This is a genomic window from Pedobacter sp., assembly GCF_041645105.1.
Lineage (GTDB): Bacteria > Bacteroidota > Bacteroidia > Sphingobacteriales > Sphingobacteriaceae > Pedobacter.
On the sequence record NZ_JBAZQQ010000001.1, the window covers coordinates 773,531 to 799,338 of the forward strand.

Below are 25,808 nucleotides of genomic sequence, written 5' to 3' on the forward strand. Positions count from 1 at the left end.
TTTAATATCAGCTATCCGCTTACGCTTGTACTGTTGTATCTGTATTTCTAATTTTCGTCATATAACCAATACCCGGTTGTACGTTGATCTCTTCAAGTACATAGTAAGTACGCTCACTACGTAATGCTTTTGAAACTTCCGATTCTGGATCATTGGAATCACCAAAGATGATTGCATTCGCAGAACAAGCTTGTTGACAAGCCATTTTGATATCGCCATCTTTCAACGGACGTTTTTCAATTTTCGCCTGCAATTTACCTCCCTGGATACGTTGGATACACATCGAACATTTCTCCATAACACCTCTTGAACGTGTTGTTACATCAGGGTTAAGTACCAACTGAGTAAATTCATTGTTCAAATAGTTATCAAAACGTGAATCATTCCAGTAGTTAAACCAGTTGAAACGACGTACTTTATATGGACAGTTGTTTGCACAATAACGTGTACCTACGCAACGGTTATAAGCCATGTGGTTTAAACCATCAGACGAGTGAACAGTTGCCAATACCGGACAAACAGTCTCACAAGGAGCATGATCACAGTGCTGACAAAGCATTGGCTGGTGTACAACCGATACATTGTTCATTTGCTCTTCTTTAAGGTGAGCAATCTCTTTCTCTTTAGTTACAGAGCTAATGCCATTACCATGTCCATGACCTGCATGTTCAGTGGCAGCAGAAGCATCCTGATTGAAACTGTAATAACGGTCAATACGTAACCAGTGCATTTCTCTGCGCTTACGTACTTCATCCTTACCTACAACAGGAATGTTATTCTCAACGTTACAAGCAACAATACAAGAACCACAACCAGTACAAGCATTCAAATCGATTGCCATTACCCAGTTGTTACCTGGTGTCTCATATTTATCCCATAAATCGTAAGTTTTATGCTTAGCGTGGTCATTACCTGAACCAGCAGCTGGATTCTTTTTGTATTCAGCAAATGTAGCCTCACGGATTACATTTCTTCCTTCAAAAGAGTAGTGTGTTTGTGTTTGAGCAAGCTCTTCTCTTCCGCCTGTTGCTGCTAATTTAACTGTAGTAGCATACTTTAGAGTACCATTGCTAAAGCTTACAAATGGATAAGCATTTTTACCAACATTGTCTCCTGCTTTACCTGCATTGGTACGACCATAACCTAATGCTATCGAAACAGTACCAGGTGCCTGACCAGGCTGAATTAATACAGGTAAGTCAATGCTGTAACCGTTATCAGCTTTTACTGAAACAATATCAAATTCTTTAAATCCTAATTTCTCAGCATACTTAGGAGCTATAGCAACATAGTTATCCCAGGTTACTTTAGAAACAGGATCAGGAAGTTCTTGTAAGAATGCGTTGTTAGCATGTTTACCATCACGCATCGGTACACTTGAGTAAACTTGTAACTCAATGTCTTTAGCCAGAGACTTACTATTAGCAATGATTGCAGGAACAACTGCAGCCAATGAAAGACTAAAAGTATAAGTACCAGCAGCTTTTTCAGCACTAGCAAATACACCTTTTTGTAAAACATCTTTCCAGGTAGATCCTACAGTGGGTAAAATGCTTTTCTCCCAGTTGTTACGCACATACTGATAGTATTCTTTAACTACATTATCAGACCAGATCAATAAACTTTCCTCTGCCTGACGTGAGTTAAACACAGGGTTGATTGTTGGTTGAACAATAGAGTAAACACCTTCGTATGAACTTGCATCACCCCATGATTCCAGATAGTTATGGTTCATTGCAACTACATCACATAAAGTAGCCGTCTCATCCTTACGGTCAGAGAAAGACACTTTCAATGCAACTTTTGCTAAAGCATCAGTAAACGCTTTCACGTTTGCTACATCGTATGCAGGATTGCTATCCAGGAATAAAACAGCAGCAACTTCACCTCTGTTCATCTCATTAATGAATTCAGCAAATTCTGCATCATTTCCTGCATAAAGCTTACAAGGATTATCTAAATCAATTGTAGTACCATAACTACCGATAGCGGAGTTGATGGCATTTACAAGGATCTGTGTAGAAACATCATTTGATCCTGAAACTACAAGTGCTTTACCTTTATTTTGTAAAAGTTCTTTACCTACCAACTTCAATGCCTTATCAGCAGTTGTGTTGTTAGGCAATGCAGCACCTTCTAAATTAGAACCTGTGATGGCATTATATAAGGCAATTAAAGCAGGACCTTCTTCCGATAACTTAATCGGAACACGTGTATCTGCATTTGTACCTGTTAAGCTCATGCCCGCCTCAAATTGGAAGTGACGAGACATTTTGCCTTTTTTCAACGATTTTTGATCTCTGTTAGATACATACTGAGCAGTAAATTCTTCACCGCTAATCCAGGTACCTAAAAAGTCAGCTCCAAAACTTACAATCAGGTCTGCCTGATCAAATTTGTATTTAGGAACCACTGCTTTACCAAAGCTATTCTCATTTGCTTTAATAATTCCTGTATAAGAAACCGCGTCATACTGAACGTGTTTAGTATTAGGATAAGCTACAGCGAAATCAGCAATAACTGCTTTAGTTGACGGACTGTTCACTGATGATGAAACAATACGGATTTTCTTTCCAGAAGCCTGAGCTTTGTTCAACTCACCTTTAACAAACTCATCTACCTTAGTCCAGGTTGCATCAGCACCCTTTACCAATGGAGATCTAAGTTTAGATACATCATACAAGTCTAAAACTGAAGCCTGTGCCTGAGCATCAGTACCACGGTTAAATACACCTGCATTTGTATTTGCATCAATCTTGATTGGTCTTCCTTCTCTGGTTTTAACTAAAACCGGTTGACCTTTAAAGCTTGACACATAATAGTTAGGAATACCCGGCACAACCTCTTCAGGTTTAATTACATAAGGAATTGCCTTATGAACCGGGGCAGTCTGACATGCCGCTAGTGTCACCGCACCTAATCCAAAGCCCAATGCCTTTAAAAAGTCGCGGCGAGGAGTCACGGTACTTAACCCTGCTTCATTTAAAACATCTTCTATTGGAAGGGGCTCAGCAAATTCGTTTTTGTTGTTTTGAACAAAATCCGGAGTGTTGTTATACTCTTCTAAGCCTTTCCAGTATTTTTTATTGCTTTCCATTTAGCTATATTACTGTTATCGAACGTTCTTTGTTATTAAACTCTATTAATAGTGACACTTGCCACACTCTAAACCACCTAGCAATGCAGGAGTAATTTTCTCGCCTTTTTTGATTTTCTCATGGGCTTCAATCACTTTAGCATAGAAAGCGTTGTCTTTACCTGAAATCTCAGCATCTTTATGGCAGTTAACACACCATTTCATCGTTAACGGAGAATACTGATAAATTTCTTCCATCGTATCAACCGGACCATGACATGCGAAACACACAGGCTCATTAGGTTTTAAACCTCTCTCTTTTCTGATCGCTTCTTCACCAACCACAACGTGTTGTGAGTGATTAAAGTAAGCAAAGTCAGGCAAGTTGTGTACACGTACCCACTCAACAGGCTTTTCTTTCGATTTATCGTAAGTAAGCGTATTTGGATCGTAACCTATAGCAGTATAGATCTTCTGAATTTCAGGAGAGATCTCACCGTTATATTTTTCAGTCGCCTGTACTGACTTGTGACAGTTCATACAAACGTTAACTGAAGGTATAGTAGCATTTTTAGATTTAAATGCACCGGCGTGACAATATTGACAATCAATCTGATTAACACCAGCGTGCAATTCGTGAGAGAATTTAATTGGTTGTACCGGCTGATATCCTGTATGTACACCAGTATTCCACATTCCCATCCATCCGAATGAACCTAAGCTTATAATTAAGCACAGGATAAAGAAGAATACAAACTTCTTGTTTTTAAATAATTTACGTGTGCCAGCTGCGAAAGAAAGATTTTCTTCCTCCACAATTTCAACACCCTGTTTCTTTAAGATCAAACGCTCCAGCATTTTCACAGCGCGACCTAAAACAATCAGTACTGCTATAGAGATTACTATAATCAATGCAATACCTGCGATAGACCAGCTAGAAAAACCAGTAGAACCTGATCCAGCTACTGGAGCATTTGGGTCAACTGCCGGCTTAGGCTCACCAGCTTGTGCATAAGCGATGATGTTTTTAATCTGATCGTCAGTTAAAGTTGGAAACGCAGTCATCTCCGCCGGAGAGAACTTTGCTGCTTCAATTGCTACAGGATTACCAGCATCAACTAAAACTTTCCAGTTTCTGATCCATTGGATTGCAAATGCTTCATCCAATTCTTTCAACTTTGGAGTTAATGCCGGACCAGTACTATTACGATCCAGTTGGTGACAAGAAGCACATTTATCTTTAAATAATTTTCTTCCCTCTACTACATCTTGTGCTTTCGTTGCAGAAACGATTAAAACAGATAGAGCCGTAAACATGAATGCCGACTTCCAAACTCTTCTAATGATCAATGAGATATCCCTCATAATGAGTATTTTATGCTATTTTTTAAAAAACTTTATAACCGTTTATGATGTTTAAACTTAGGGTCTTCACCAAAACGTCCACAAAAGTAAAATTTATTAACGTACCAATGACAAATAAATGACAGTAAATACAATTTATAACCAATCTAAATAATGTCGTTTTATTGCTTTAAACAAAGAAAATCACCAATTTTTTCTAAAACTGGTGACCCTTTGCATGCAATATCCCATTACAGGATTTGCAAATTCAAATTACATTTTTAATATCCATGCAAATATCAGAGGTGCCACTATCGTCGCATCAGACTCCACTATAAACTTTGGAGTATTAATATCTAGTTTACCCCATGTGATTTTCTCATTTGGTACTGCTCCTGAATATGACCCATAAGAAGTAGTAGAGTCAGATATCTGGCAGAAATAACTCCAGAAAGGAATGTTAGGCATTTCCATATCCTGATAAAGCATAGGTACTACACAAATCGGAAAATCTCCGGCAATACCACCACCTATCTGGAAAAAACCTACACCTTTACCAGAACTGTTTTTAATATACCAATCTGATAAATATCCCATATACTCAATACCACCCTTTACAGTAGTTGCAGTTACTTCCCCTTTCATTACATAAGAAGCGAAAATATTACCCATAGTCGAATCTTCCCATCCAGGAACTACAATCGGAAGATTTTTCTCCGCTGCAGCAAGCATCCATGAATTTTTAGGATCAATCTCATAGTATTGTTCAAGATCACCACTTAATAGCATCTTATACATGAACTCATGAGGGAAATAACGCTCACCAGCTTCTTCTGCATCTTTCCAGATTTTATTAATGTGCTTTTGTAATCTTCTGAAAGCCTCTTCTTCAGGGATACATGTATCAGTTACCCTGTTATAGTGGTTTTCTAACAAGTCCCATTCATCCTGCGGACTTAAGTCGCGGTAATTAGGAACACGTTTATAATGTGAGTGCGCAACAAGGTTCATGATATCTTCTTCCAGGTTAGCTCCTGTACATGAAATGATGGATACTTTATCCTGACGAATCATTTCCGCCAATGAAATCCCCAGCTCAGCGGTACTCATTGCACCGGCGAGCGTAATCATCATTTTACCTCCTTCATCTAAATGTGTTTCATACCCTTTAGCAGCATCCATCATGGCCGCAGCATTAAAATGGAGGTAATTACGCTCCATAAACTGAGATATAGGTCCTCTTGTACTCATCTTGATCTATTTATCTATTTTTTTAATGGTGCAAACATAGCATATTTTACTCAATTTCGGCCCTTTTACACCGATCAATTGGCTATACAATCCATACTGTTACACTAACTCAGTAATAATCTTTTGCAAATACTATATTTACTTACATAAAACTACAGCAAAACCCCTGTTTTCAACCCATTTATATCGACTTTGGTAAACAAACAGTCGAGGCTTTTTTTAGTCAATTTTTCAAAACATTTAAGATATGGCCTCAAAGTTGCTGAACTGATCGCATTACTAAAACTTTACATTACCTCAGGCCGATGAAGAACATTTCGATTTGCACTATATTCGTTTTAATTGCAACAAACGCATTAGGGCAAAAGAAACTTATTGAAAGATATTTATCTAATAAAACAGATTCATCGCGTAGAGCTAGCTTTATGCCTGTTCCAATACTAAGGTATTCTCAGGAAATAGGCTTTGAATTTGGCGCAGGCCTCCTTTATTCAACCTACCTGGACAGAAAAGACCTCAGTAACAGAAGCTCCAATTTTTCGGGTCTTGTTTCTGTCTCTACGAAAGGACAATATAACGTTTCCTTAAAAAGTGATATATGGAGTAAACAGAATAAATATCACTACATTTCCGAAGTCCGCTTTAAAAGAATGCCATTTGATTTTTATGGTATAGGAAATGAAACACAGGACGCCAATAAAGACAGATTGGTACAAAGCTCAGTTAAAGTCGTAATCGAAGCAGAAAAGAAAGTATCGCCAAATATGTACACCGGTCTTTCTATAGGCTTTGAAAATTACCATTTTAATGATCAGGAAATAGGTGGAATATTCACAAACGACCAATCTATCCTGCATAAAACAGGTGGCTCAGTTTTTTACGCAGGCATTTCCCAGACCTACGACACAAGAAATTCGAATAATTACACCACTAAAGGCTTAATGGCAAAATTATCCCTACAATATGCACCTGACTTTTGGGGAGGAGAAAACTTCACAGGCGCATTAATCAAAGCCAATGTCCGAAACTTTTGGTCACTCTCTCCAAAATTAGTACTAGGTGTAAACGGACTTTTCCATTCTATACAAGGTAAGACTCCTCCATTCTATCTATTGCCACAAATGGGTAATGATGAAATGATGAGAGGCTACTATACTGGCCGTTATCGGGACAGGAATCTCCTGGCTGCACAAGCCGAACTAAGGTACCGGTATAATAATCGTTTTGGTGCAGCTGTATTCGGTGGTGGTGGACAAGTATTCGAAAACGGAGGATTCGCTATTAAAAATTTTAAACCTTCTTATGGTGCTGGAGGAAGGTATTTCTTTGATCCTGAAAAAGGGCTCAGCGTCCGTTTAGATTATGGGATTGGTGAAAAACGGGCAAATGAAAAACGCCAGACAGGATTTTACATCAGTCTGGCAGAGGCATTTTAAAAAACAGTGTTAAAACTTGATCTTAAAATGTTCTTTAACTTGTCCTTTTCTAAAGTAAACCAACCCTATCCAGAACAAATCAACAGTAACCATAACATCAGGATGGCGCTTAATCTCTTCCCAGGCTTCTTTCATTCCCTTGCTCCAGTATATATCATCAAATATGAGTAATGATCCTTCATGCACCTTCGGCAAGCACCATTTAAAGTAATTCAAAGTAGCCTCTTTTCTATGATTTCCATCAATGTAAACAAAGTCCAGCTGATCTTTTCCCGCTATGACTTTTGGCAATAGCGTATCAAAATTGCCAACCTGAAGCTCAATGTTCTTCAGCTCTAATTCCTTAAAATTCCCATCAGCTACTTTAGCTGTTTCCGGACAGCCCTCAATAGTTAAGACCTGTGCATCGGGACAAGCCTTACTTAAATAAGACGTAGTTATACCTAAACAAGTTCCAAGTTCAATAATATTATCCGGATTAACATCTTTAGCCAGGCGGTAAATCAACTGTGCAAGGCGGGGAGTTTTTAATGCATTCTTAGCAATCTCCTTTACCTGCTTAGTCCTGTTCTTATTAAGGTGAGAACCTGCTCCAAGGTCTGTAACAGTAACAATTGAATCGTCATTTAAAAGTTTTTTTCGCTGTTCCTCGATACTTTTGTAATCTATTTTGGACTTAAAATCGTAAATTACCTCATCGGTAAGTTTATATACAAATGGGGAATGCGTCCCGTGTCTGCTTTTAGCAGTCAAACGGTGCTTCAAAAAGTCGACGATAAAATTAAAAATCATAGCCACAAAAATAGGCATTCAAAGTTGCATGTTTAATGGAAAATAATAAAGAAATAAATGCATTAGTAAAACTCCTCGATGATCCAGATCTGGAAGTTTATGAGCATGTGGAGAAACGCTTACTTGAATATGGAACACAGGTTGTAGATTTCCTCGAAAACGAGTGGGAGCATTCGCTTGATTCTTTATTGCAGGAACGCATAGAAAACATTGTGCACAAAATTCAATTTAACAGTGTAAAAGAAGACCTTAATTTATGGTATCATAGTGGAGCTTTTGATTTATTAAAAGGAGCCTTAGTTATTAATCGTTACCAATACCCAGATCTTGATGAACAGAAGTTGATTATTCAAATAGAAGAGATTAAAAGAGAAATCTGGCTAGATCTTCAATATGAGATGAGTTCAATAGAAAAAATAAAGCTCATCAATCATGTATTCTATAATGTGTATGGCTTTAGCGGAAATACGAAGAACCATCACGACCCTCAAAATTCATATATCAGTCAGGTAATTGAAAGCAAAAAAGGAAATCAGATTTCCCTCGCAATTATTTACTCTACCCTTGCCCAAAAATTAGATATCCCAGTATATGGAGTAAATCTACCTCAACATTTTATACTTGGTTATATTGACGAAAGCAGAAAGGAAGAGCATGAATTTGGGGTGCTGTTTTATATCAATGCTTTCAATAAGGGGGCAATCTTTGGAAAGCACGATGTAGATCAGTTTCTGCGTCAATTAAACCTGGATCCATTGCCCGGTTTCTACGCTCCATGCAGCAATGTAGAAATCATCAGAAGAATCATCAGAAACCTAATTTCTGCTTATGAAAATCTAGGTTCAACAGAAAAAGTGGTCGAATTAAAGCAATTACAGGAAATCCTAAACGGTGACAACCTGTAAAAGCCTTTTATAAAAACTTATTGCCTTTTAACCAGCCTTCAAGATTTAGAAACCAGTCTTCAGTAGTGGTCGGGTTTTTCATACCAAAACCATGGCCTCCTGCCTGATAGATATGCAACTCTGCTTTCGCTTTGGCTTTTACCAACGCCAGATTAAACATAATGCTATTTTCTACAGGAACAGACTTATCGTCGTTGGCATGTACCATGAAAGTTGGAGGAGTTTCTGCATTCACATACTTATCATTTGAAAAATACTGTAGCATCTTCTCGTCAGTACCTGCTAAATTCTTTGCAGAGCCAGTATGTGCTGATTCAGTAAATGAAATCACAGGATAAATCAGAATTGAAAAATCAGGGCGTAAACTGACCCCCTCTTTATTCTCAATCTTGACATCTTTATAATGAACAGTTAAGCTTGATGCCAGGTGCCCACCTGCCGAAAATCCCATCACTCCAATTTTAACAGGATCGATATTCCATTTAGCCGCATTCTTTCTTATATTATAGATAGCTTGTTCTACATCCTGGAGTGGACCTATAGATCTATCTGTCATAATCGCATCACTTGGCAATCTGTATTTCAATACAAAGGCCGTTACTCCAATAGCAGCAAATCTTTCTGCTACCTGATATCCCTCATGGCCCATTGCCAGCCCTGAATAACCACCACCCGGACAAATGATCACTGCCGTTCCATTCGCCTGGCCCTTCACAGGCTTAAATAAAGTTAATGTAGGTACAGACACTTTTGTAATACCAGGGCCTCTTTCTCCACGCATAGTGGTTACCTCCTGATAATCCGCAGGAGTTGATTTCGCCCCGGGAATAGCACCCGAATAAAGCGGCAATACCTGCTGCCCCATTAAACCATTTGCAGATAACAATACTGTCATGAATAATGCGCTTATATATTTCATTTAAAACTCCATTAAATAGGCCTTTAAAAAATCATTTAGTTCACCGTCTAATACAGACTGCGGATTAGATGATTGGAAGTTTGTCCTATGATCTTTAACCCTCCGGTCATCCAATACATAACTTCTTATCTGTGATCCCCACTCTATCTTCTTCTTACTACCTTCTATCAATGCACTTGCTTCCATACGCTTGCGCATTTCTATCTCATATAACTGAGATTTTAGCAAGCGAATGGCATTTTCCTTATTCTGAAGTTGAGATCTTGATTCCTGGTTTTTAATGATAATACCAGATGGTTTATGATGTAAACGTACAGCAGTTTCTACCTTATTCACATTCTGTCCGCCTGCACCACCAGAACGGAAAGTCTCAAACTCAATTTCAGAATCTTTAACTTCAATTTCTATGGTGTCATCTACAAGGGGATAAACATATACTGAAGCAAAAGAAGTATGCCTGCGGGCATTTGAATCAAATGGAGAAATCCTAACTAAACGGTGTACTCCATTTTCACCTTTTAGGTATCCATAAGCAAATTCACCGGAAAACTGTAAAGTAACAGTCTTCACACCGGCAATCTCCCCTTCCAGATAATCCTGCTCAGTTACTTTATATCCATTCTTTTCTCCCCACATCAGATACATCCGCATCAACATATAAGCCCAGTCACAGCTTTCCGTACCACCAGCACCTGCCGTGATCTGCATTACTGCAGGAAGCTGATCTTCCTTACTTTTCAGCATGTTTTTAAGCTCGAGATCTTCGATTGCTTTTAAACAAAGATCATATTGCTCCTGCATTTCTTCTTCAGAAGCATCTCCACTTTGTAAAAAATCAAAAAGCACTAATGTATCTTCAAGCAAGGCATTCGCCTTTTGCCAGGCATCTGTCCAAACTTTCTTGGAATTAATCTCTGCGATATGTTTTTCGGCCTTTTTTGGATCATCCCAAAAATTAGGCTGCAGGGTAAGTTCCTGCTCAATACGAATATCCTCTAGTCGGTTTTCGACGTCAAAGATACCTCCTCAGCGACGCTACTCTGTCCCTTAAATCCTGAATATGTTCTTTAGTCATTTCACAAATATAGGATATAAAACAAAACAGGCTATATCCTTTTAATTCATTTTTTGATATAGCCTGTTTCCTGAAAATTTTGCACTCCTTTAATTAAAAAGGCCTTTTAACTTATCCATTATTCCATCATCCTTGCCATCTCCATTTACATCTGTTTTTTCTGTAAACATCCTGGTCACATCAGAAAGATCAAACTTCCCATCGGGCCCTGAAACTTTAGCTATAAGATCCTGAATATTAAAAGAACTATCATTTGGATCATTTGTTTTGTTCACAAGCTTCCCTACAATAGAAGGAATAACTGAGGCTGCAATATTTTTTGCCGCATCCATATTAATACCCATCGCTGCTAATTTATCTGTAAAACCCGATGCGGCCTCCTGTGCTACTACACTTCCTTCCGCATTTCCGCCCTTAAAAGCATCTAATAAATTACCCACATTCCCGGAAGACAATTGTTGCTTAAGGGCATCAACAATCGACCCGGAAGCCGCAGAAATAGCAGCTTCATTTTTTTCGTTCGGAATATCACCATTGTTTACAATAGCATCCTGAACATTTTCTTTTACCAACTGACTTAAATTTTCTAACATAGGTCTCTTTTTTAAACGTTTTACTATCTTGTATCGTTAAATAAATATAACATTTTTTAATTATGCTTCCTACTATAAATTTTACGGAAACCGCTGCATATAAATACCTTGCAGATCATTTCATCGACATCAACAAGAAAAGTATAAAAGATCTTTTTACGGAAGATGAGGGCCGATTTGAAAAATTCTCCCTTTTATTTGAAGATATTCTGGTAGACTATTCAAAAAACAGAATAGATGACACTACAATTGCATTGCTTATTCAGTTAGCAAGAGAGTGCAAACTTGATGAGGCAATTAAGGCAATGTTTAGTGGTGAAAAGATCAACCAGACTGAGGGTAGACAAGTACTCCACATCGCATTACGCAACTTGAGTAACGAAGAAATCCTGGTAGATGGAAAAAACGTTGTTCCTGAAGTGAACAGTGTACTTGACAAAATGGAGAAGTTCAGTAACCAAATTATTTCAGGTAACTGGAAAGGTTATACCGGCAAAGCTATTACAGATGTCGTAAATATCGGCATTGGAGGTTCTGATCTGGGGCCAGTAATGGTTACAGAAGCATTAAAAGCTTACAAAAATCACCTTAACATGCATTTTGTTTCCAATATTGATGGAACACATATTGCTGAAACATTAAAATCAGTTGATCCAGAAACGACTTTATTCCTGATTGCTTCAAAAACGTTTACGACGCAAGAAACCATGACAAATGCAAATACAGCACGCGACTGGTTTATTGAAAACGGTGGTTCTAAAGAAGATATTGCTAAGCACTTTGCGGCCTTATCAACCAATGCAAAAGATGTTGCAGCTTTTGGAATTGATACTGACAACATGTTCGAGTTCTGGGACTGGGTAGGTGGTAGATATTCATTGTGGAGTGCAATTGGATTGCCAATCGCGTTAAGCATTGGCTATGATAATTTCAAACAATTGCTTGCTGGTGCACATGCTGCTGACCAACATTTTGAAAATGCTGAGTTTGAAGTTAACGTACCTGTTATATTGGCTTTATTGGGTATTTGGTATATCAATTTCTTCGATGCTGAAACACAAGCAATCCTTCCTTACGATCAGTACATGCACCGTTTTGCAGCATATTTCCAACAAGGAGATATGGAAAGTAATGGTAAACATGTAGACCGCAATGGTAATGATGTGACTTATGAGACGGGTCCAATTATCTGGGGCGAACCCGGCACTAATGGACAACATGCATTTTACCAGCTTATTCACCAGGGTACGCGTATTATCCCTTGCGACTTTATAGCACCAGCACAAAGTTTAAATCCAATTGGTAACCACCACCCTATCTTATTGTCAAACTTCTTTGCACAAACTGAAGCATTGATGAATGGAAAAACAAAAGAGCAGGTTGTTGCTGAATTAAAGAAAGACGGCATGTCTGATGCTGAGATAGAAAAGCTGGCTCCTTTTAAAGTATTTGAAGGAAACAGACCTACAAACTCCATCCTTTTGAAAAAAGTTAGCCCTTATAGCCTTGGAAATCTAATTGCTATCTACGAACATAAAATATTTGTTCAAGGTATCATCTGGAATATCTTCAGTTTTGATCAATGGGGAGTAGAACTTGGTAAACAACTTGCTAAAAGCATATTACCCGAACTTGATGGCGATGCTGAAGTAACATCTCATGACGGCTCTACCAACGGTTTGATCAATCAATATAAAAGCTGGAGGTAATTCAAAAAGCAAATATTTCTTTTATATATTTCAATATCAGTAAATTAAACCTTTACAAAGGATTTTGTTCTAATAAATAAATGACAAAAGAACCTGCATATTTTATGGAAAATAACATATGCAGGCATCTTAATAAAAATGTTAAACATTAATTGTTATTAAACAAACTAAAAAAATATACAGATGAAAACAATAAGAAATATTTTCGCTTTTGCTGCATTGTTCATAACGATGCAGGTGAATGCCCAAACAGACAAGGAAACTACCATTAAAATCATTGAAAACCAGAACTATGTATTTAATGCTAGTTCAGCAATGCCTATGGCAAATCATGATGTGAATAAAGTACTGAGTAGAATGCCGGGAAGCATGGGAGCTGGAAATATTCAGCTTTCTGGAAGTCAGTACCAATTAGTTGTGAATAAAGATAGTATTGAAGCTTATTTACCTTACTACGGTAGAGCTTATACTGCAACAATGAATCCCGACGACTCAGGTATCAAATTCAAGTCTAAGGACTTCACTTATAAAGCTGACAAAAAGAAAAAAGGTTCATGGCAAATTGTGATGAAGTTTAAAGACACAAAAGCAGCTGAGTCTATGGTATTAAATGTTTCAGAGAATGGTTATGCTACCCTAAATGTGAACAGTAACAACAGACAACCCATATCTTTCAACGGCTACATGAGTGAGCCTAAGGAAAAGAAATAAAAAATTTATCAGCAAAATCGAGATATCTTCCCCAGTCATAAGACGTAATATTATGTACTCCTGATCGGTTATGATATCCAAACTGTCCTGTTTGTATAGGCTGATCTACCATAGGTGGTTCTAGGCTTGTAAATACCTGTTTACCGTACATCTTATAAATTGGTCCTGAATAATAAAGCGACAAATATTCTCCCTTTGGGTCTGCCCATAAATCCTTGGCAGCACTAGCTACATACAAAGGTCTTGGCGCTATGAGTGCCATTAATTCATGGAAGTCAACAGGCAACTGATCTTCTTTGTAGTTATAATTCTTAAAATTATAGGATACCCAATGCGGAAAAGCTCTATTGACCACCTCTATAGTTTCTCCAAATTTACGTCGGGTTATTGAAGCCCCTGCTTCTCCTGAATTATTGGAGATAACCATTGCAAAACGTTCATCCAATGCTCCTGCCCATAGCGCAGCTTTACCTAATCTGGAATGACCTATTACAGCTACTTTACTTCCATCAACATCCTTATCCTTAATCAGATAATCCAAGGCACGACTTAGTCCCCAGGCCCAAATGCTAATCGCCCCGCCTGGATTGTTTTTAAGCTGCTCCCGATCTTTTTCATAAAACCATTTATGGAAGCTTTCCGGCAAAGAATCGATGTCTTTACGATCTAGTTGCAGATCTCCATAATAGGCTGTTGCGAGTCCATACCCCCTTGCAATAATATCCTCAACGGGCCACCTTTCTGAATTCCATCCACGACTTTGTTCATTTGCAAACCCATTATCATCATATCCCTTTCTTTTGGCATAGCGAGTCCAGTTTTTTGTAATCGAAATTCCAGGATCTAAATTAATACTCTGATTACCTGCGAAATTTAAGCCTAAAAACACCGGTACTGGTCGACTGCTCTTATTGGGCAAATACAACAACAGATTCAATTTTTTCGTGCGGTCCTCAGATAAAAATATAGTAACCTCTTTACGTGTAGCTGCCCCATTTAAAGCTTGTTTATCTATAGATAGGACCTCATATTTAACTTTGTTTTTATGCTGAATAGCTTTACCGTAGACATACTCTTCAAACATTGATAGAATCTCAGGACGCCTTCTTGTTTCCCATTCTTTTATGGTATTAACTGGGCTACCATTGTTGAATCTTAATATTTCCGGGAGTGTATATTTCGGAACCTCCTTTTCATCATAATTGATTGCCTGCGCCTGAACAACGAAGTTACCGGCTATAAATAAGAGTAAAAAAGACAAATATTTTATCATCATTTTATTTCTTAGGCTGCAGCTTCACCTCAAACATATGAGGCCACTTTTTACCTGTAACAAATAGACGTTTGCCCACCTTATCCCATGCAATACCATTCAACACATTATTTGCTTTCTCGTCCTCATCTTTAAAATAATCAGCAGGAAGTAAGCCTGAAAAGTCTATTTGCTTTTCTACAATCCCAGTCTTAGGATCAATAACCACAATATAGTTATAGGTATATACATTGGCGTATATCTTCCCATCAATATATTCCAGCTCATTCAATGAATCGACAGGGCCATTATGATCATAAACAACTATCGAACTTTCTTCTTTATAAGTGTCTTTATTCAGAAACCAGATTTTATTAGTCCCATCAGATTTAATCAGCTGATTACCATCAAAACAAAGACCCCAACCTTGCATACTTACCCCATATGGGAAAGTAGATAATTGTTTAAATGATTTGGCGTCAAATACCAGCCCTAACCGACTCTCCCAGGTCAACATCACTACTTTATCGCCAACTAAACTAGAACCTTCACCAAAATACTGGTCATCCAGTTTAACCTGCTGCAATACTTTACCTGTAGTCACATCTACCCAACGTAAAGAAGAATGTAGTTTTTGTCCTGTGCTTTCTAAAAAGCGGCCATTATGGAACTCCAACCCTTGTGTATAAGCAGAGGTGTCATGTGGGTATGTATTGACAATCTGATAACTGTACAAATCTGGCTTAACAGAGGATTTAAGCTCAATATTGATCGTAAGTGTATCTTTTACCGAACCATTATCAACAACAGCTGTAATCAACTTATAGCCCAATGAAAGACCTGCAGTATTTACTGAGATCTCATCAGCATTGTTCTTTTTGCCTACTTCCTTACCGTCAATTAGATAAGTAGCCTCAGTGATACTAGTTCCCTCAGGCACATCCAGCGCAATTTTCACCTCTTCACCCACACCAAAAGCCTGCCCTTGCTCAGGCATTTTAAATGATATATTCGGTGCAGATGATTTCTCATTGCAGGAAATAGTAAACAATAAACTAAACAACAAGCAAATTAGAGTCATTGCTTTAAACGTATTTTTAACTTGGCCAAAATGCATCTTCAATATGATTAATTTTATAAAGGTGTTCATTTTCAAAAACAATTGCAATAATATCAAAACGAATCTCTCCCTGATGATTTTTCATGTCAATATAAACTGAAGAAGCAAACTCAAGCTGACGCTCTTTTTTATAATTCACAAATTCTTCAGGTTGCCCATATTCAATGGAGCTACGGGTCTTAACTTCCACAAAAACAATCGTCCCCTCCTGATTAGCAATCAGATCAATTTCAGCTCTTGCACATCTCCAATTGGCATCTAGAATCCTGTAACCCTGGTTTTCCAGATAAGCGGTCGCTATCTCTTCTCCCCGTTTACCAAGATCATTGTGTGCTGCCATTTCTATTTCAAAATAGTGATGCCTAAATGTTTGGAAATCTCTCGCTCAACTCCTTTCATCGCCATAAACCTCTGTAACAGAATTTCCATATTTACAGGATCTTGTTCTGTTTTTATCTCATTGGAGATATCTGTTAATATCCCTGCTATCTTCGTTTTTTTCAAGTGAAACAAACCACCCAAAATAGTAGCTTTAAGATTCTCACTTTCATCTTTCACATAGATATCATGCTTTTTTTCCCAGTTCTCGCTTAAACTATAAGGCGAAGTGGAAAGTGTAATCGCAAGATCGGCAATATCCCTGTCCCTACTTTTTATAAACTGACTTGCTACAGGTAAGTGTCCGTTATCTATCTCTTCTCTGTAACTCTGAATGATACTGTTACAGAGCTTATCTTTGAATACAACATCCGTAAGATTCTGTATAATGAACGATCCAATATACATATTATCGATTTTATCCCAATTCACCAATTCGTGTCCAAATGCGAGCAATAACCTAACGATTTCACGCTCCTGTATCTGATCATTATTTGCTGGTTCTGCAGGTTCCGATGGTTCATACGGGCCTCCAGGATTCTCAAAAAGATTCTCAGGTGGGCCATCCTCGTAAGGTTGATAATTATTCTGATGCTGCTGAAAAGATTTCGTCTGTGGGCTTGGAGAATTTGCTGAAGCTTTTTTAAACTTAGCAACCTTGATTTTGTTGAGTTCTGAAAGCAATGTTCTTTCTTCAACCTGTAACAAAGTACTACATTCCCTTACAAAAACAGCAGCCTTAATCTCATCCGGAATTTTAGCGATACTTTCAATGATATCCCTGATTACACCAGCTCTTTTAATAGGATCTGTACCTGCTTCTTTAAGCAACATTGTAGCCTTATACAGGATAAAGTCTTCCCTATTATTTTCAATATACTTTTTAAATGCTCCGGAGCCTACATGGTGCATATAGGAATCAGGATCATGTCCATCTGGGAAAAGAACGACTTTAACATTAAGCCCTTCTTCCAGGATCATATCTAATCCACGCAAGGAGGCTTTTATTCCTGCAGCATCACCATCATAAAGAATAGTTACATTCTGTGTAAACCTACCAATCAGTCTGATCTGTTCTGTAGTTAATGAAGTACCAGATGAGGCCACCACATTTTCAATATCCGCCTGATGAACAGCAAGTACATCCGCATAACCTTCAACTAAATAACAGTTATCGAATTCCCGAATCGCCTTTTTAGCATGATACAAGCCATAAAGCACGTTCGACTTATGATAAATATCACTTTCCGGGGAGTTAACATATTTAGGAACATTTTTATCCGTTTTTAAGGTACGTCCGCCAAATCCTATTACCCTACCTGTAAAGTTATGGATAGGGAACAAAACCCGACCTCTAAACCTGTCGTAAAGCTTCCCTTTATCATTCCGAATGGCGAGACCTGTTTTTTCCAGGTATTCTTCCTTATGACCTGCCCCAATTGCATTTTGGATTAAAGAATCCCAATTATCAGGCGAATAACCGATCTGAAACTTCTTTAGAATATCTTCTCTGAAACCTCTCTCCTTGAAATAACTTAACCCAATTGCGCGGCCATCATTTCCCGTCCATAATTCATTAGCAAAATAGCTTGCAGCATATTCAGAAACAATGTATAAACTCTCCCGTGCATTTTGGGCTTCAATATTTTGTGGAGACTGCACCGTCTCCTCTACTTCAATATTATACTTATTTGCCAGGTATTTTAGTGCTTCAGGATAAGAGTACTTCTCGTGATCCATAATAAAATGGACCGAATCCCCCCCTTTACCACAACCAAAGCATTTGTATATTCCTTTGGTTACTGAAACATTAAAAGAAGGTGTTTTTTCATTGTGAAATGGGCAGTTACCGATTAAACTGGAACCCCGCTTTTTTAGCGCAACAAAATCACCAACAACCTCCTCAATACGAGCAGTGTCCATAATTTTGGTAATGGTATCCTGATTTATCATATTCTTAGCCTATTCTTTAATCTTGTAAAGTTAAGAAAAATCCATTGCAGGAAGCTACTTCTCTAAGCGGTAATCCTTTTGCAGTACCAATACGCTGGCACGCTCTGGCTTCTTTAATGGCACATTCCAATTCCCCTGGTAACTAACTTTTGCAGGCAGTTTCTCTTCGCCAAAATACTGCATTTCAATATTCATCTGTACATTAAAATCAAACAGCATATTACTGTACTTCATATCTACATATCTGCCCAAAATTTCAAAACTACGTTTATCAAAAATTGTGGTCAGTTCTTTAATCATCAATCCGTCTTTAGTTCCCTTATTTAAATCTGGTTTTATCGTAACCTTAAATCGATAAACAGGAATTGAGTCCAGGTAAGTCGCACTATAGAAGTTATAATCGTAATACTGTCGCATATTCGCCGTAAAAATTGCCGTCTTATCTCCAATAAAAGGTAGTCCTTTAACCGGACGTCCGGGAGAAAATATTAAGGTCTTCAATTTCTCCTTATAACCGGCATTTGCATTCTCCGCCTTCCCTATTCCAGAACCTGATGTATAGGCCGACTGATAAGCATTCATAAAGATATAGTCGAACATTTCAACTGTATACAGTTCGTATTTTCCGTTTTTCTTAAAAACATGACCTGTATCTTGTTTAGAAAGATAAGTTATCCATGGAGCTTTCGAATTTCTTCTGATTTTACGATACAGCTTCCCTTTCACCTTATTCTTTTTATCATAAGTGAAAATGCTATTTTCAGCCGTAAATGCATACTTTTTCATGTTTCGGAACGACTGATAAAAACTGGTATCGGTAGTTACCGCACGAATAAAAGTTTCAGCACTTAAACGTTCTGCAGTAATGTTTACTGCAGAATCCAATTGAATAGTTTGTATCGTATCAGGATTAAAACGAGGAACGACCTGACTAAAACCATCAAAACAAACTAGTAAAAAAGCTATAAGAAAAGTTATTCCCCTCATTAATTACCCAACTGTTTAACCGCCATATAAGCCATTAAACCGGTCGAGACTTTTAACGCATCCTCATCAATATCGAAATTAGGTGTATGTACTGAATAGCAGGTATCTTTCTCCTTACTTCCTGTACCTAGCCTATAAAAACAAGCATCAGTAATTTGAGAATAATAAGCAAAATCTTCCGCAGCCATCCAGATATCTAAATCAATCACATGCTCTTTGCCAAGATATTCTTCAGCAACAGCACGAGCATTAGCCGTCACTTTCTCCTCATTAATCAAATATGGATAACCATCCATGATGTTAAATTCACAGCTTCCGCCCATACTCTCGGCAATACCTTCTGCCATCTTCTTCATCAGTCGTTTAGCTTCTTTACGCCATTCTTCATTTAGTGTTCTGAAAGTCCCTTCCAGCTTCACCTCATTAGGAATAATATTAGTTGCGCCATTAGCAATCACCTTTCCAAATGAAAGAACAGATGGGAGACGAGGATCGGCATTTCTACTCACAATTTGTTGCAAAGCCACAATGATATGCGAAGTAATTAGCACAGGATCTATATTTTGATGTGGTTGAGCCCCATGTCCACCTTTACCACGTACTGTTACATAAATTTCATCTGTTGAAGCCATATAAATACCAGAACGGAAGCCAACCTTACCTGCATCAATTAGTGGCATTACATGTTGTCCTAAGATGTGCTGAGGTTTTGGATTCTCTAACACTCCCTCTTTAATCATTATGCTTGCCCCACCTGGCAAAATCTCCTCACCTGGCTGAAATATTAGTTTCACTGTACCACCAAACTCCGCCTTCAAAGTGTTTAATATATAGGCTGTACCCAACAATGAAGAACTATGTACATCATGACCACAGGCATGCATTACTCCTGGGTTTTTAGAAGCATAAGGCTTATCGTTTGCCTCCAGAATTGGTAATGCATCCATATCCGCACGAAGAGCGATTATTTTATCCGAAGGTAAATCTCCCTTAATTAAACCGACAACACCGGTATTGGCCATTTCAGTAAATGGAATTCCCCATTCTGTCAAAATACCTTTAATAAAAGCCGAGGTTTGAAACTCCTTAAAAGATAGTTCCGGATTAGCATGTAAGTGCTGGCGAAAGCCTACAACCTGTTCAAATATATTACCTGAAAGTGCCTGAATCTTGTCTTTAATCATTGTTATAGTTTAAGTTAGGTGCATTAATCTTTTCCCTGAAAATAAACAAGGTAGGGAAGGTTCCTCTTAATTCATTCATAAAACGCTGTGCTTCCAGCCGCGTTCTAAAATCACCAACCCGTAAATAGTAATTGGGTTGCTTATAGGTGATATAAGTATTTAATTCAGGATAGATGTTATTGAATCTACTTTGTTCGTTAAAAACCTCACGTCTGTCAGACCCATAAAAAATCTGTACCCTGTAGCCCATTTGAGATACAATTGTTCTCCCAGGCTTACCCGTACTTACTGCTACAGGAGCTGTAGTCGGTTTCAGATTCAATTCAATACGTTTGGCAATTAAACTGTCGATTAAAGGATCTTTTACCACAGATACAGTCCCTTTATTCTGGGCAACAGCAACAGTGGACAAACAACACAATAAAACAGTTAATATTTTCTTCATCAAGGGGATTAAAAAAAGAATGCCGAATTTTTTACAAAACTCGGCATTCTATATGTTTATTACAAATTACAATCCTGCTCCGTGACAGTTTTTGAATTTTTTTCCACTTCCACAAGGGCATGGCTCATTCCTACCTACAGTTACTTCTTTACGAATTGGCTGTTGAGGGGCAAGTTCACGGGTATCTTCCATCCCATCAGCACCGCCTGTTGGTTGTCCGAACTCTGGTTTAGACATAGTTAATCTGCTTGATGCTGGTCTTGGGGCCTGTGCCTCACGTACATCATTAGGATCTGTTTGTATTGGAATACCACCTTTATATAAGAAGCTTACGACCTCTTTGTTCACTGCATTAAGCATATTTTTGAACAAATTGAATGCTTCCATTTTATAGATAATCAATGGATCTTTCTGCTCATAAACCGCATTCTGCACCGATTGTTTCAATTCATCCATTTCACGTAAATGCTCTTTCCAGGACTCATCGATCAATGCAAGTACGATTGTTTTTTCAAATGACTTCGTGATTTCACGCCCACCATTATCTATTGCTTTTTTAAGACCAACAGGAACCTGTATGCTACGCAATCCATCAGTAAACGGAACAACAATCTGTTCAATCTGCTCACCACGTTCTTCAAACACCTGGTTCAATACCGGCATTGCCTGAGCAATGATGGCATCAGATTTTCTTGTATAAAAAGCCGAAACTTCTTCAAACAATTTATCTGTTAAATGATGAACACCTTTTGATAAAAATTCATTCTCATCAATTGAAGTATCAGCAGAGAAATTTTTAATTACTTCCAGCTTAAAGCCTTCGTAATTACCTTCTTCTTTATATTCACTCACGATGTCTTCTGCAACATCAAAAGCCATATTGCTCATGTCTACATCCAGACGATCACCAAACAAGGCATTTCTACGTTTAGCATAAATTACAGAACGCTGTGAGTTCATTACATCATCATATTCCAGCAAACGCTTACGAATACCAAAGTTATTCTCTTCAACTTTCTTCTGTGCACGCTCAATAGACTTGGTAATCATCGAGTGCTGAATTACCTCACCATCTTCAATACCCATTTTAACCATGATGTTTGAGATTCTTTCAGAACCAAATAACCTCATTAAGTTATCTTCAAGAGACACGAAGAACTGAGATGAACCTGGGTCACCCTGACGACCGGCACGACCACGTAACTGTCTGTCAACACGACGAGACTCATGGCGCTCTGTACCCACGATCGCTAAACCTCCAGCGTCTTTAACCCCTGGGCCTAATTTAATATCGGTACCACGACCAGCCATGTTGGTAGCGATGGTAACTTGTCCAGCCTGACCAGCTTCGGCAACAATATCTGCCTCTTTCTGGTGCATCTTCGCATTTAATACGTTGTGTTTGATTCCACGAAGTTTAAGCATTCTGCTCAGCAATTCCGAAATCTCAACAGAAGTTGTACCTACCAATACCGGGCGACCTGCCTCAGTTAGTTTTACAATTTCTTCTGCTACAGCATTATATTTTTCACGTACCGTACGGTAAACGTAATCCTGATGATCTTTTCTTGAAATAACTCTGTTCGTAGGTATTTCCACTACATCCAGTTTATAGATTGACCAGAATTCACCTGCTTCAGTTGTAGCAGTACCAGTCATACCACATAGCTTATGGTACATTCTAAAGAAGTTCTGCAAAGTTACCGTTGCATATGTCTGCGAGGCATCCTCAACTTTAACATTCTCTTTGGCCTCAATTGCCTGGTGTAAACCATCTGAATAACGACGGCCATCCATAATACGACCCGTCTGCTCATCAACAATCTTGATCTTTCCTTCATCAACGATGTATTCTACATCAATCTCAAATAAGGTATAAGCTTTCAACAACTGATTCACAGAGTGAATACGCTCAGCCTTGATCGAATAATCACGCATTAAAGCATCTTTCTGAGCAATTTTTTCTTCGCTGCTTAATGATGATTTTTCAATATCAGCAATCTCAGTACCTACATCAGGTAATACAAAGAAATGAGGATCTTCACCAGATTTGGTGATCAGCTCAATACCTTTTTCAGTAAGCTCCACCTGATTGTTTTTCTCGTCAATATAGAAAAACAGTTCAGCATCTACTTTAGGCATATTCTTCGACTGATCTGCCATATAATGGTTTTCAGTTTTCAATAAGGTTTGTTTAACATTACCTTCACTTAAAAACTTGATCAATGCTTTATTTTTAGGTAAACCACGGTGTGCACGCAACAATGCTAAACCACCTTCACCCTCTTCAGTCCCGGCTTTACCGTCATTAATTAATTTCTTAGCTTCATTTAAAGACTTCGTTACAAATTCTCTTTGTGCAGCTACCAAACGTTCAATCCTTGGTTTTAATTCATGAAACTCATGCTGATCTCCAAAAGGTACAGGCCCTGAAATGATTAAAGGTGTACGTGCATCATCAATTAAAACTGAATCGACCTCATCCACCATTGCAAAGTGCAATTTACGTTGCACTAGTTGGTCTGGAGTCTGCGACATGTTGTCACGCAGATAATCAAAACCAAACTCATTGTTAGTACCATAAGTAATGTCAGCCAGATAAGCATCTCTACGCTCTTGCGAGTTAGGCTCATGCTTATCGATACAATCAACCGAAAGACCATGGAACTCAAATAGAGGGCCATTCCACTCAGAGTCACGACGAGCAAGGTAATCGTTCACCGTTACAATGTGTACCCCTTGTCCAGACAAAGCATTCAGGTAAGCTGGCAATGTACTTACTAAAGTTTTACCCTCACCAGTTGCCATCTCAGCGATCTTACCACCGTGTAATACCATACCACCGATCAACTGTACATCATAATGTACCATATTCCAGTGTACTTCTACACCTGCGGCTTCCCATTTGTTAGCCCAAAGTGCCTTATCACCTTGTATAACTACATTCTTTTTGCGAGCAGCATAATCGCGATCGAACTGGCTAGCCGTAACTTCCAGCGTTTCATTTTCAGAGAAACGTCTTGATGTCTCCTTAACTACAGCAAAAGCTTCTGGCAAGATCTGTTGTAATACGACTTCAAGTTCTTTATCACGATCTTTAATCAATGCATCGATCTGATCATAAATCGCTGTTTTTTCAACGAGCGACAACTCACTACCTTCTGCATCTGTTTTTAACGCTGCAATTTTACCATCAATATCAGCTAATGCTTTAGCAATAACATCCTTAAAGTATATTGTTTTATTACGCAGCTCGTCGTTACTTAATGACGATAACTTCGCATATTCTTCATTTATTTTGATAACTATAGGCTGTAATGCCTTTATATCTCTTTCTGATTTGCTTCCAAATACCTTGGTTAAAAATCCTAACATATTATGTTTTGTGTTTGTTTTTTCTTAAAAGTGATCAATTTACAACAACCAAGCCATGCAGCATAATAAGCCACAATGTCAGTTGCGAGGTGCTAAAAGTACAAAATATCCTATACTTCAGAATTTAGCGTATGTATTAATTTAATGAAGGAGGGAATTATGGGCTATTGTTTTTAGTCTGTTCCTTTATCGTAAGGTCTACTATTACATAGTTATTAATTCTATGTTGCTCTATCCGTTTCTCAGGTAATATACCTATTGAGGTAAGTGCGCTGTAAGATAAAAAGAAAGGATGGTGTTCGTCATCAACCTGTTTTAACCTGATTGTTGACGCATCTTTATTTAAAAGCTGACTATTGCAAAACTTAGTTACCAAACGCATGCTCTCAGCCCGCTCCGCCTTTGCAAGGTGGGTCAAGCTAAAAAAGACTAACGATAAGGTAACAATATGCCTCATAAAAGAGTTGTTTTTTTAGTTATCATGCAATGTTTCAGGAGCCAAATCTAATTTTAATCTTTTACATAATGAAATTAAGGATAGTTAAAATGTTATTATAACTCATTAGTCATTATTATAAAGAATAGCTCATCGTCATTTTTTACGAAATAATAAAAGCTTCGATATAAACTTAAAATCCTTCGTATTATAGGTAAATAACTCCAATTCTGTTTGAATTGCCGTAGCAGCAATGATCGCATCAGCCAGTGCAAGACCATGACTCAATCTATAAGTTTGTACGAGATCAATTGCCCTTAGATTTATAGCTTCATTGATTAACAGAACGCTGAATCTGTTAATTTTTTTACTAATTGCATTAAGATCAGCTTTATTTGTCGCCCCTAATATCAGTTCCATTTTTGTAATAGACGATATTAAAACATTTGAAAATCCAATATTTTGTTCTAGCAGGTATTTCGTTTCCTGATGGCGTTTTTGGCTTATATCAAAGTAATCAATTAATACATCTGTATCACAAATCACTCTTTCCTTTGCCATCCGGAAGATCTTAATTGATGTGCATTTAATCCTTTACCTGTAAAAATCTCATGAAGCTCTGAAACGTCGATAGATTCGTCACCAGGTATTACTTTAACGCCATTTATATAAAAATCTTCTTTACTTTTCGGAGAGGTAGCTTCAGAAACAGAAAACCCTAAATATTTCCCAAGATCTTTTAAAGCCTCCAGGGTTTTATTACTTTTATATTTTATGGTTACTTCTTTCATAGTTAAGCCTACGTTGTTCATTGCAAATTTAACGAAATCTTTCATAATATCCACATATGGATATTATCGACAATAC

Annotated in this window: 22 protein-coding genes; 4 read left to right on the forward strand and 18 right to left on the reverse strand. The window is 37.9% G+C overall.

The genetic code is table 11. The annotated features are described in order from the left end of the window. Positions 1–19: 19 nt before the first annotated feature. The 3 genes from WC623_RS03185 to WC623_RS03195 all read right to left on the reverse strand — a co-directional run bounded on the left by WC623_RS03185 (position 20) and on the right by WC623_RS03195 (position 5,671). Positions 20–3,097 carry a TAT-variant-translocated molybdopterin oxidoreductase gene (locus WC623_RS03185; RefSeq protein ID WP_372848066.1) on the reverse strand — a complete coding sequence of 1,026 codons (3,078 nt, stop codon included), beginning with the start codon at positions 3,095–3,097 and terminating at the stop codon, positions 20–22. 45 nt (positions 3,098–3,142) lie between these two features. Then, positions 3,143–4,441: a c-type cytochrome gene (locus WC623_RS03190; protein WP_372848067.1), complete on the reverse strand. Its 1,299-nt coding sequence runs from the start codon at positions 4,439–4,441 to the stop codon at positions 3,143–3,145. Positions 4,442–4,693: 252 nt separating this feature from the next. After that, entirely contained in the window at positions 4,694–5,671 is a 978-nt protein-coding gene (locus WC623_RS03195; protein WP_372848068.1) for a deoxyhypusine synthase family protein, read from the reverse strand. Between the two features lie 305 nt (positions 5,672–5,976). Here WC623_RS03195 and WC623_RS03200 point away from each other — a divergent pair, with 305 nt between their 5' ends. Beyond that, on the forward strand, positions 5,977–7,107 hold the full coding sequence (locus WC623_RS03200; protein WP_372848069.1) for a BamA/TamA family outer membrane protein: 1,131 nt from the start codon (positions 5,977–5,979) through the stop codon (positions 7,105–7,107). Between the two features lie 9 nt (positions 7,108–7,116). On the opposite strand, the gene WC623_RS03205 is transcribed toward WC623_RS03200, so the two are convergent. Next, positions 7,117–7,917: an O-methyltransferase gene (locus WC623_RS03205; protein WP_372848070.1), complete on the reverse strand. Its 801-nt coding sequence runs from the start codon at positions 7,915–7,917 to the stop codon at positions 7,117–7,119. A 17-nt stretch (positions 7,918–7,934) separates the two neighbouring features. On the opposite strand from WC623_RS03205, the gene WC623_RS03210 reads away from it, so the two are divergent. After that, positions 7,935–8,804, forward strand: a complete 870-nt coding sequence (locus tag WC623_RS03210; protein ID WP_372848071.1) for a transglutaminase-like domain-containing protein — start codon at positions 7,935–7,937, stop codon at positions 8,802–8,804. Positions 8,805–8,811: 7 nt separating this feature from the next. On the opposite strand, the gene WC623_RS03215 is transcribed toward WC623_RS03210, so the two are convergent. The 3 genes from WC623_RS03215 to WC623_RS03225 all read right to left on the reverse strand — a co-directional run bounded on the left by WC623_RS03215 (position 8,812) and on the right by WC623_RS03225 (position 11,391). After that, on the reverse strand, positions 8,812–9,723 hold the full coding sequence (locus tag WC623_RS03215; protein ID WP_372848072.1) for an alpha/beta hydrolase: 912 nt from the start codon (positions 9,721–9,723) through the stop codon (positions 8,812–8,814). Beyond that, positions 9,724–10,798, reverse strand: a protein-coding gene (prfB, locus tag WC623_RS03220) for a peptide chain release factor 2 (RefSeq protein ID WP_372848073.1) whose coding sequence is annotated in 2 segments (ribosomal slippage) — positions 9,724–10,737 and positions 10,739–10,798 — 1,074 coding nt in all. Because the reading frame shifts where the segments join, the coding sequence is not laid out codon by codon here. It abuts the gene before it with no gap. An 89-nt stretch (positions 10,799–10,887) separates the two neighbouring features. Then, positions 10,888–11,391 carry a hypothetical protein gene (locus tag WC623_RS03225; protein ID WP_372848074.1) on the reverse strand — a complete coding sequence of 168 codons (504 nt, stop codon included), beginning with the start codon at positions 11,389–11,391 and terminating at the stop codon, positions 10,888–10,890. Positions 11,392–11,453: 62 nt separating this feature from the next. Between WC623_RS03225 and pgi the strand changes: the two genes are divergently transcribed. Then, on the forward strand, positions 11,454–13,100 hold the full coding sequence (gene pgi / locus WC623_RS03230) for a glucose-6-phosphate isomerase (protein ID WP_372848075.1): 1,647 nt from the start codon (positions 11,454–11,456) through the stop codon (positions 13,098–13,100). 183 nt (positions 13,101–13,283) lie between these two features. Then, positions 13,284–13,811, forward strand: coding sequence for a DUF4251 domain-containing protein (locus tag WC623_RS03235; protein ID WP_372848076.1), 528 nt, complete (start codon positions 13,284–13,286; stop codon positions 13,809–13,811). Here WC623_RS03235 and WC623_RS03240 read toward each other — a convergent pair. The 11 genes from WC623_RS03240 to WC623_RS03290 all read right to left on the reverse strand — a co-directional run bounded on the left by WC623_RS03240 (position 13,795) and on the right by WC623_RS03290 (position 25,777). Next, on the reverse strand, positions 13,795–15,087 hold the full coding sequence (locus WC623_RS03240; protein WP_372848077.1) for an acetylxylan esterase: 1,293 nt from the start codon (positions 15,085–15,087) through the stop codon (positions 13,795–13,797). The genes WC623_RS03235 and WC623_RS03240 overlap by 17 nt on opposite strands. 1 nt (position 15,088) lies before the next feature. Beyond that, positions 15,089–16,144, reverse strand: coding sequence for a glutaminyl-peptide cyclotransferase (locus WC623_RS03245; RefSeq protein WP_372848078.1), 1,056 nt, complete (start codon positions 16,142–16,144; stop codon positions 15,089–15,091). 16 nt (positions 16,145–16,160) lie between these two features. Then, entirely contained in the window at positions 16,161–16,523 is a 363-nt protein-coding gene (locus WC623_RS03250; protein WP_372848079.1) for a YraN family protein, read from the reverse strand. Positions 16,524–16,525: 2 nt separating this feature from the next. Beyond that, positions 16,526–18,514, reverse strand: coding sequence for a DNA primase (gene dnaG / locus WC623_RS03255; RefSeq protein WP_372848080.1), 1,989 nt, complete (start codon positions 18,512–18,514; stop codon positions 16,526–16,528). A 54-nt stretch (positions 18,515–18,568) separates the two neighbouring features. Next, entirely contained in the window at positions 18,569–19,501 is a 933-nt protein-coding gene (locus WC623_RS03260; protein WP_372848081.1) for a hypothetical protein, read from the reverse strand. Then, positions 19,501–20,685 (reverse strand): M20 family metallopeptidase, encoded by a 1,185-nt coding sequence (locus tag WC623_RS03265; protein WP_372848082.1) that lies wholly within the window; start codon positions 20,683–20,685, stop codon positions 19,501–19,503. Before WC623_RS03265 ends, WC623_RS03260 begins: the two co-directional genes overlap by 1 nt. Then, complete coding sequence (locus WC623_RS03270; protein ID WP_372848083.1) at positions 20,678–21,130, reverse strand: SPOR domain-containing protein; 453 nt, start codon at positions 21,128–21,130, stop codon at positions 20,678–20,680. The genes WC623_RS03265 and WC623_RS03270 overlap by 8 nt, the downstream gene beginning before the upstream one ends. A gap of 66 nt (positions 21,131–21,196) precedes the next feature. Continuing rightward, a complete protein-coding gene (secA, locus tag WC623_RS03275) occupies positions 21,197–24,505 on the reverse strand; it encodes a preprotein translocase subunit SecA (RefSeq protein ID WP_372848084.1) in 3,309 nt (1,102 codons plus the stop codon). Positions 24,506–24,662: 157 nt separating this feature from the next. Further along, on the reverse strand, positions 24,663–24,962 hold the full coding sequence (locus WC623_RS03280; protein ID WP_372848085.1) for a hypothetical protein: 300 nt from the start codon (positions 24,960–24,962) through the stop codon (positions 24,663–24,665). Positions 24,963–25,097: 135 nt separating this feature from the next. Then, positions 25,098–25,502, reverse strand: a complete 405-nt coding sequence (locus WC623_RS03285) for a PIN domain-containing protein (protein WP_372848086.1) — start codon at positions 25,500–25,502, stop codon at positions 25,098–25,100. After that, positions 25,484–25,777 (reverse strand): hypothetical protein, encoded by a 294-nt coding sequence (locus WC623_RS03290; RefSeq protein WP_372848087.1) that lies wholly within the window; start codon positions 25,775–25,777, stop codon positions 25,484–25,486. Before WC623_RS03290 ends, WC623_RS03285 begins: the two co-directional genes overlap by 19 nt. Positions 25,778–25,808 lie beyond the last annotated feature (31 nt).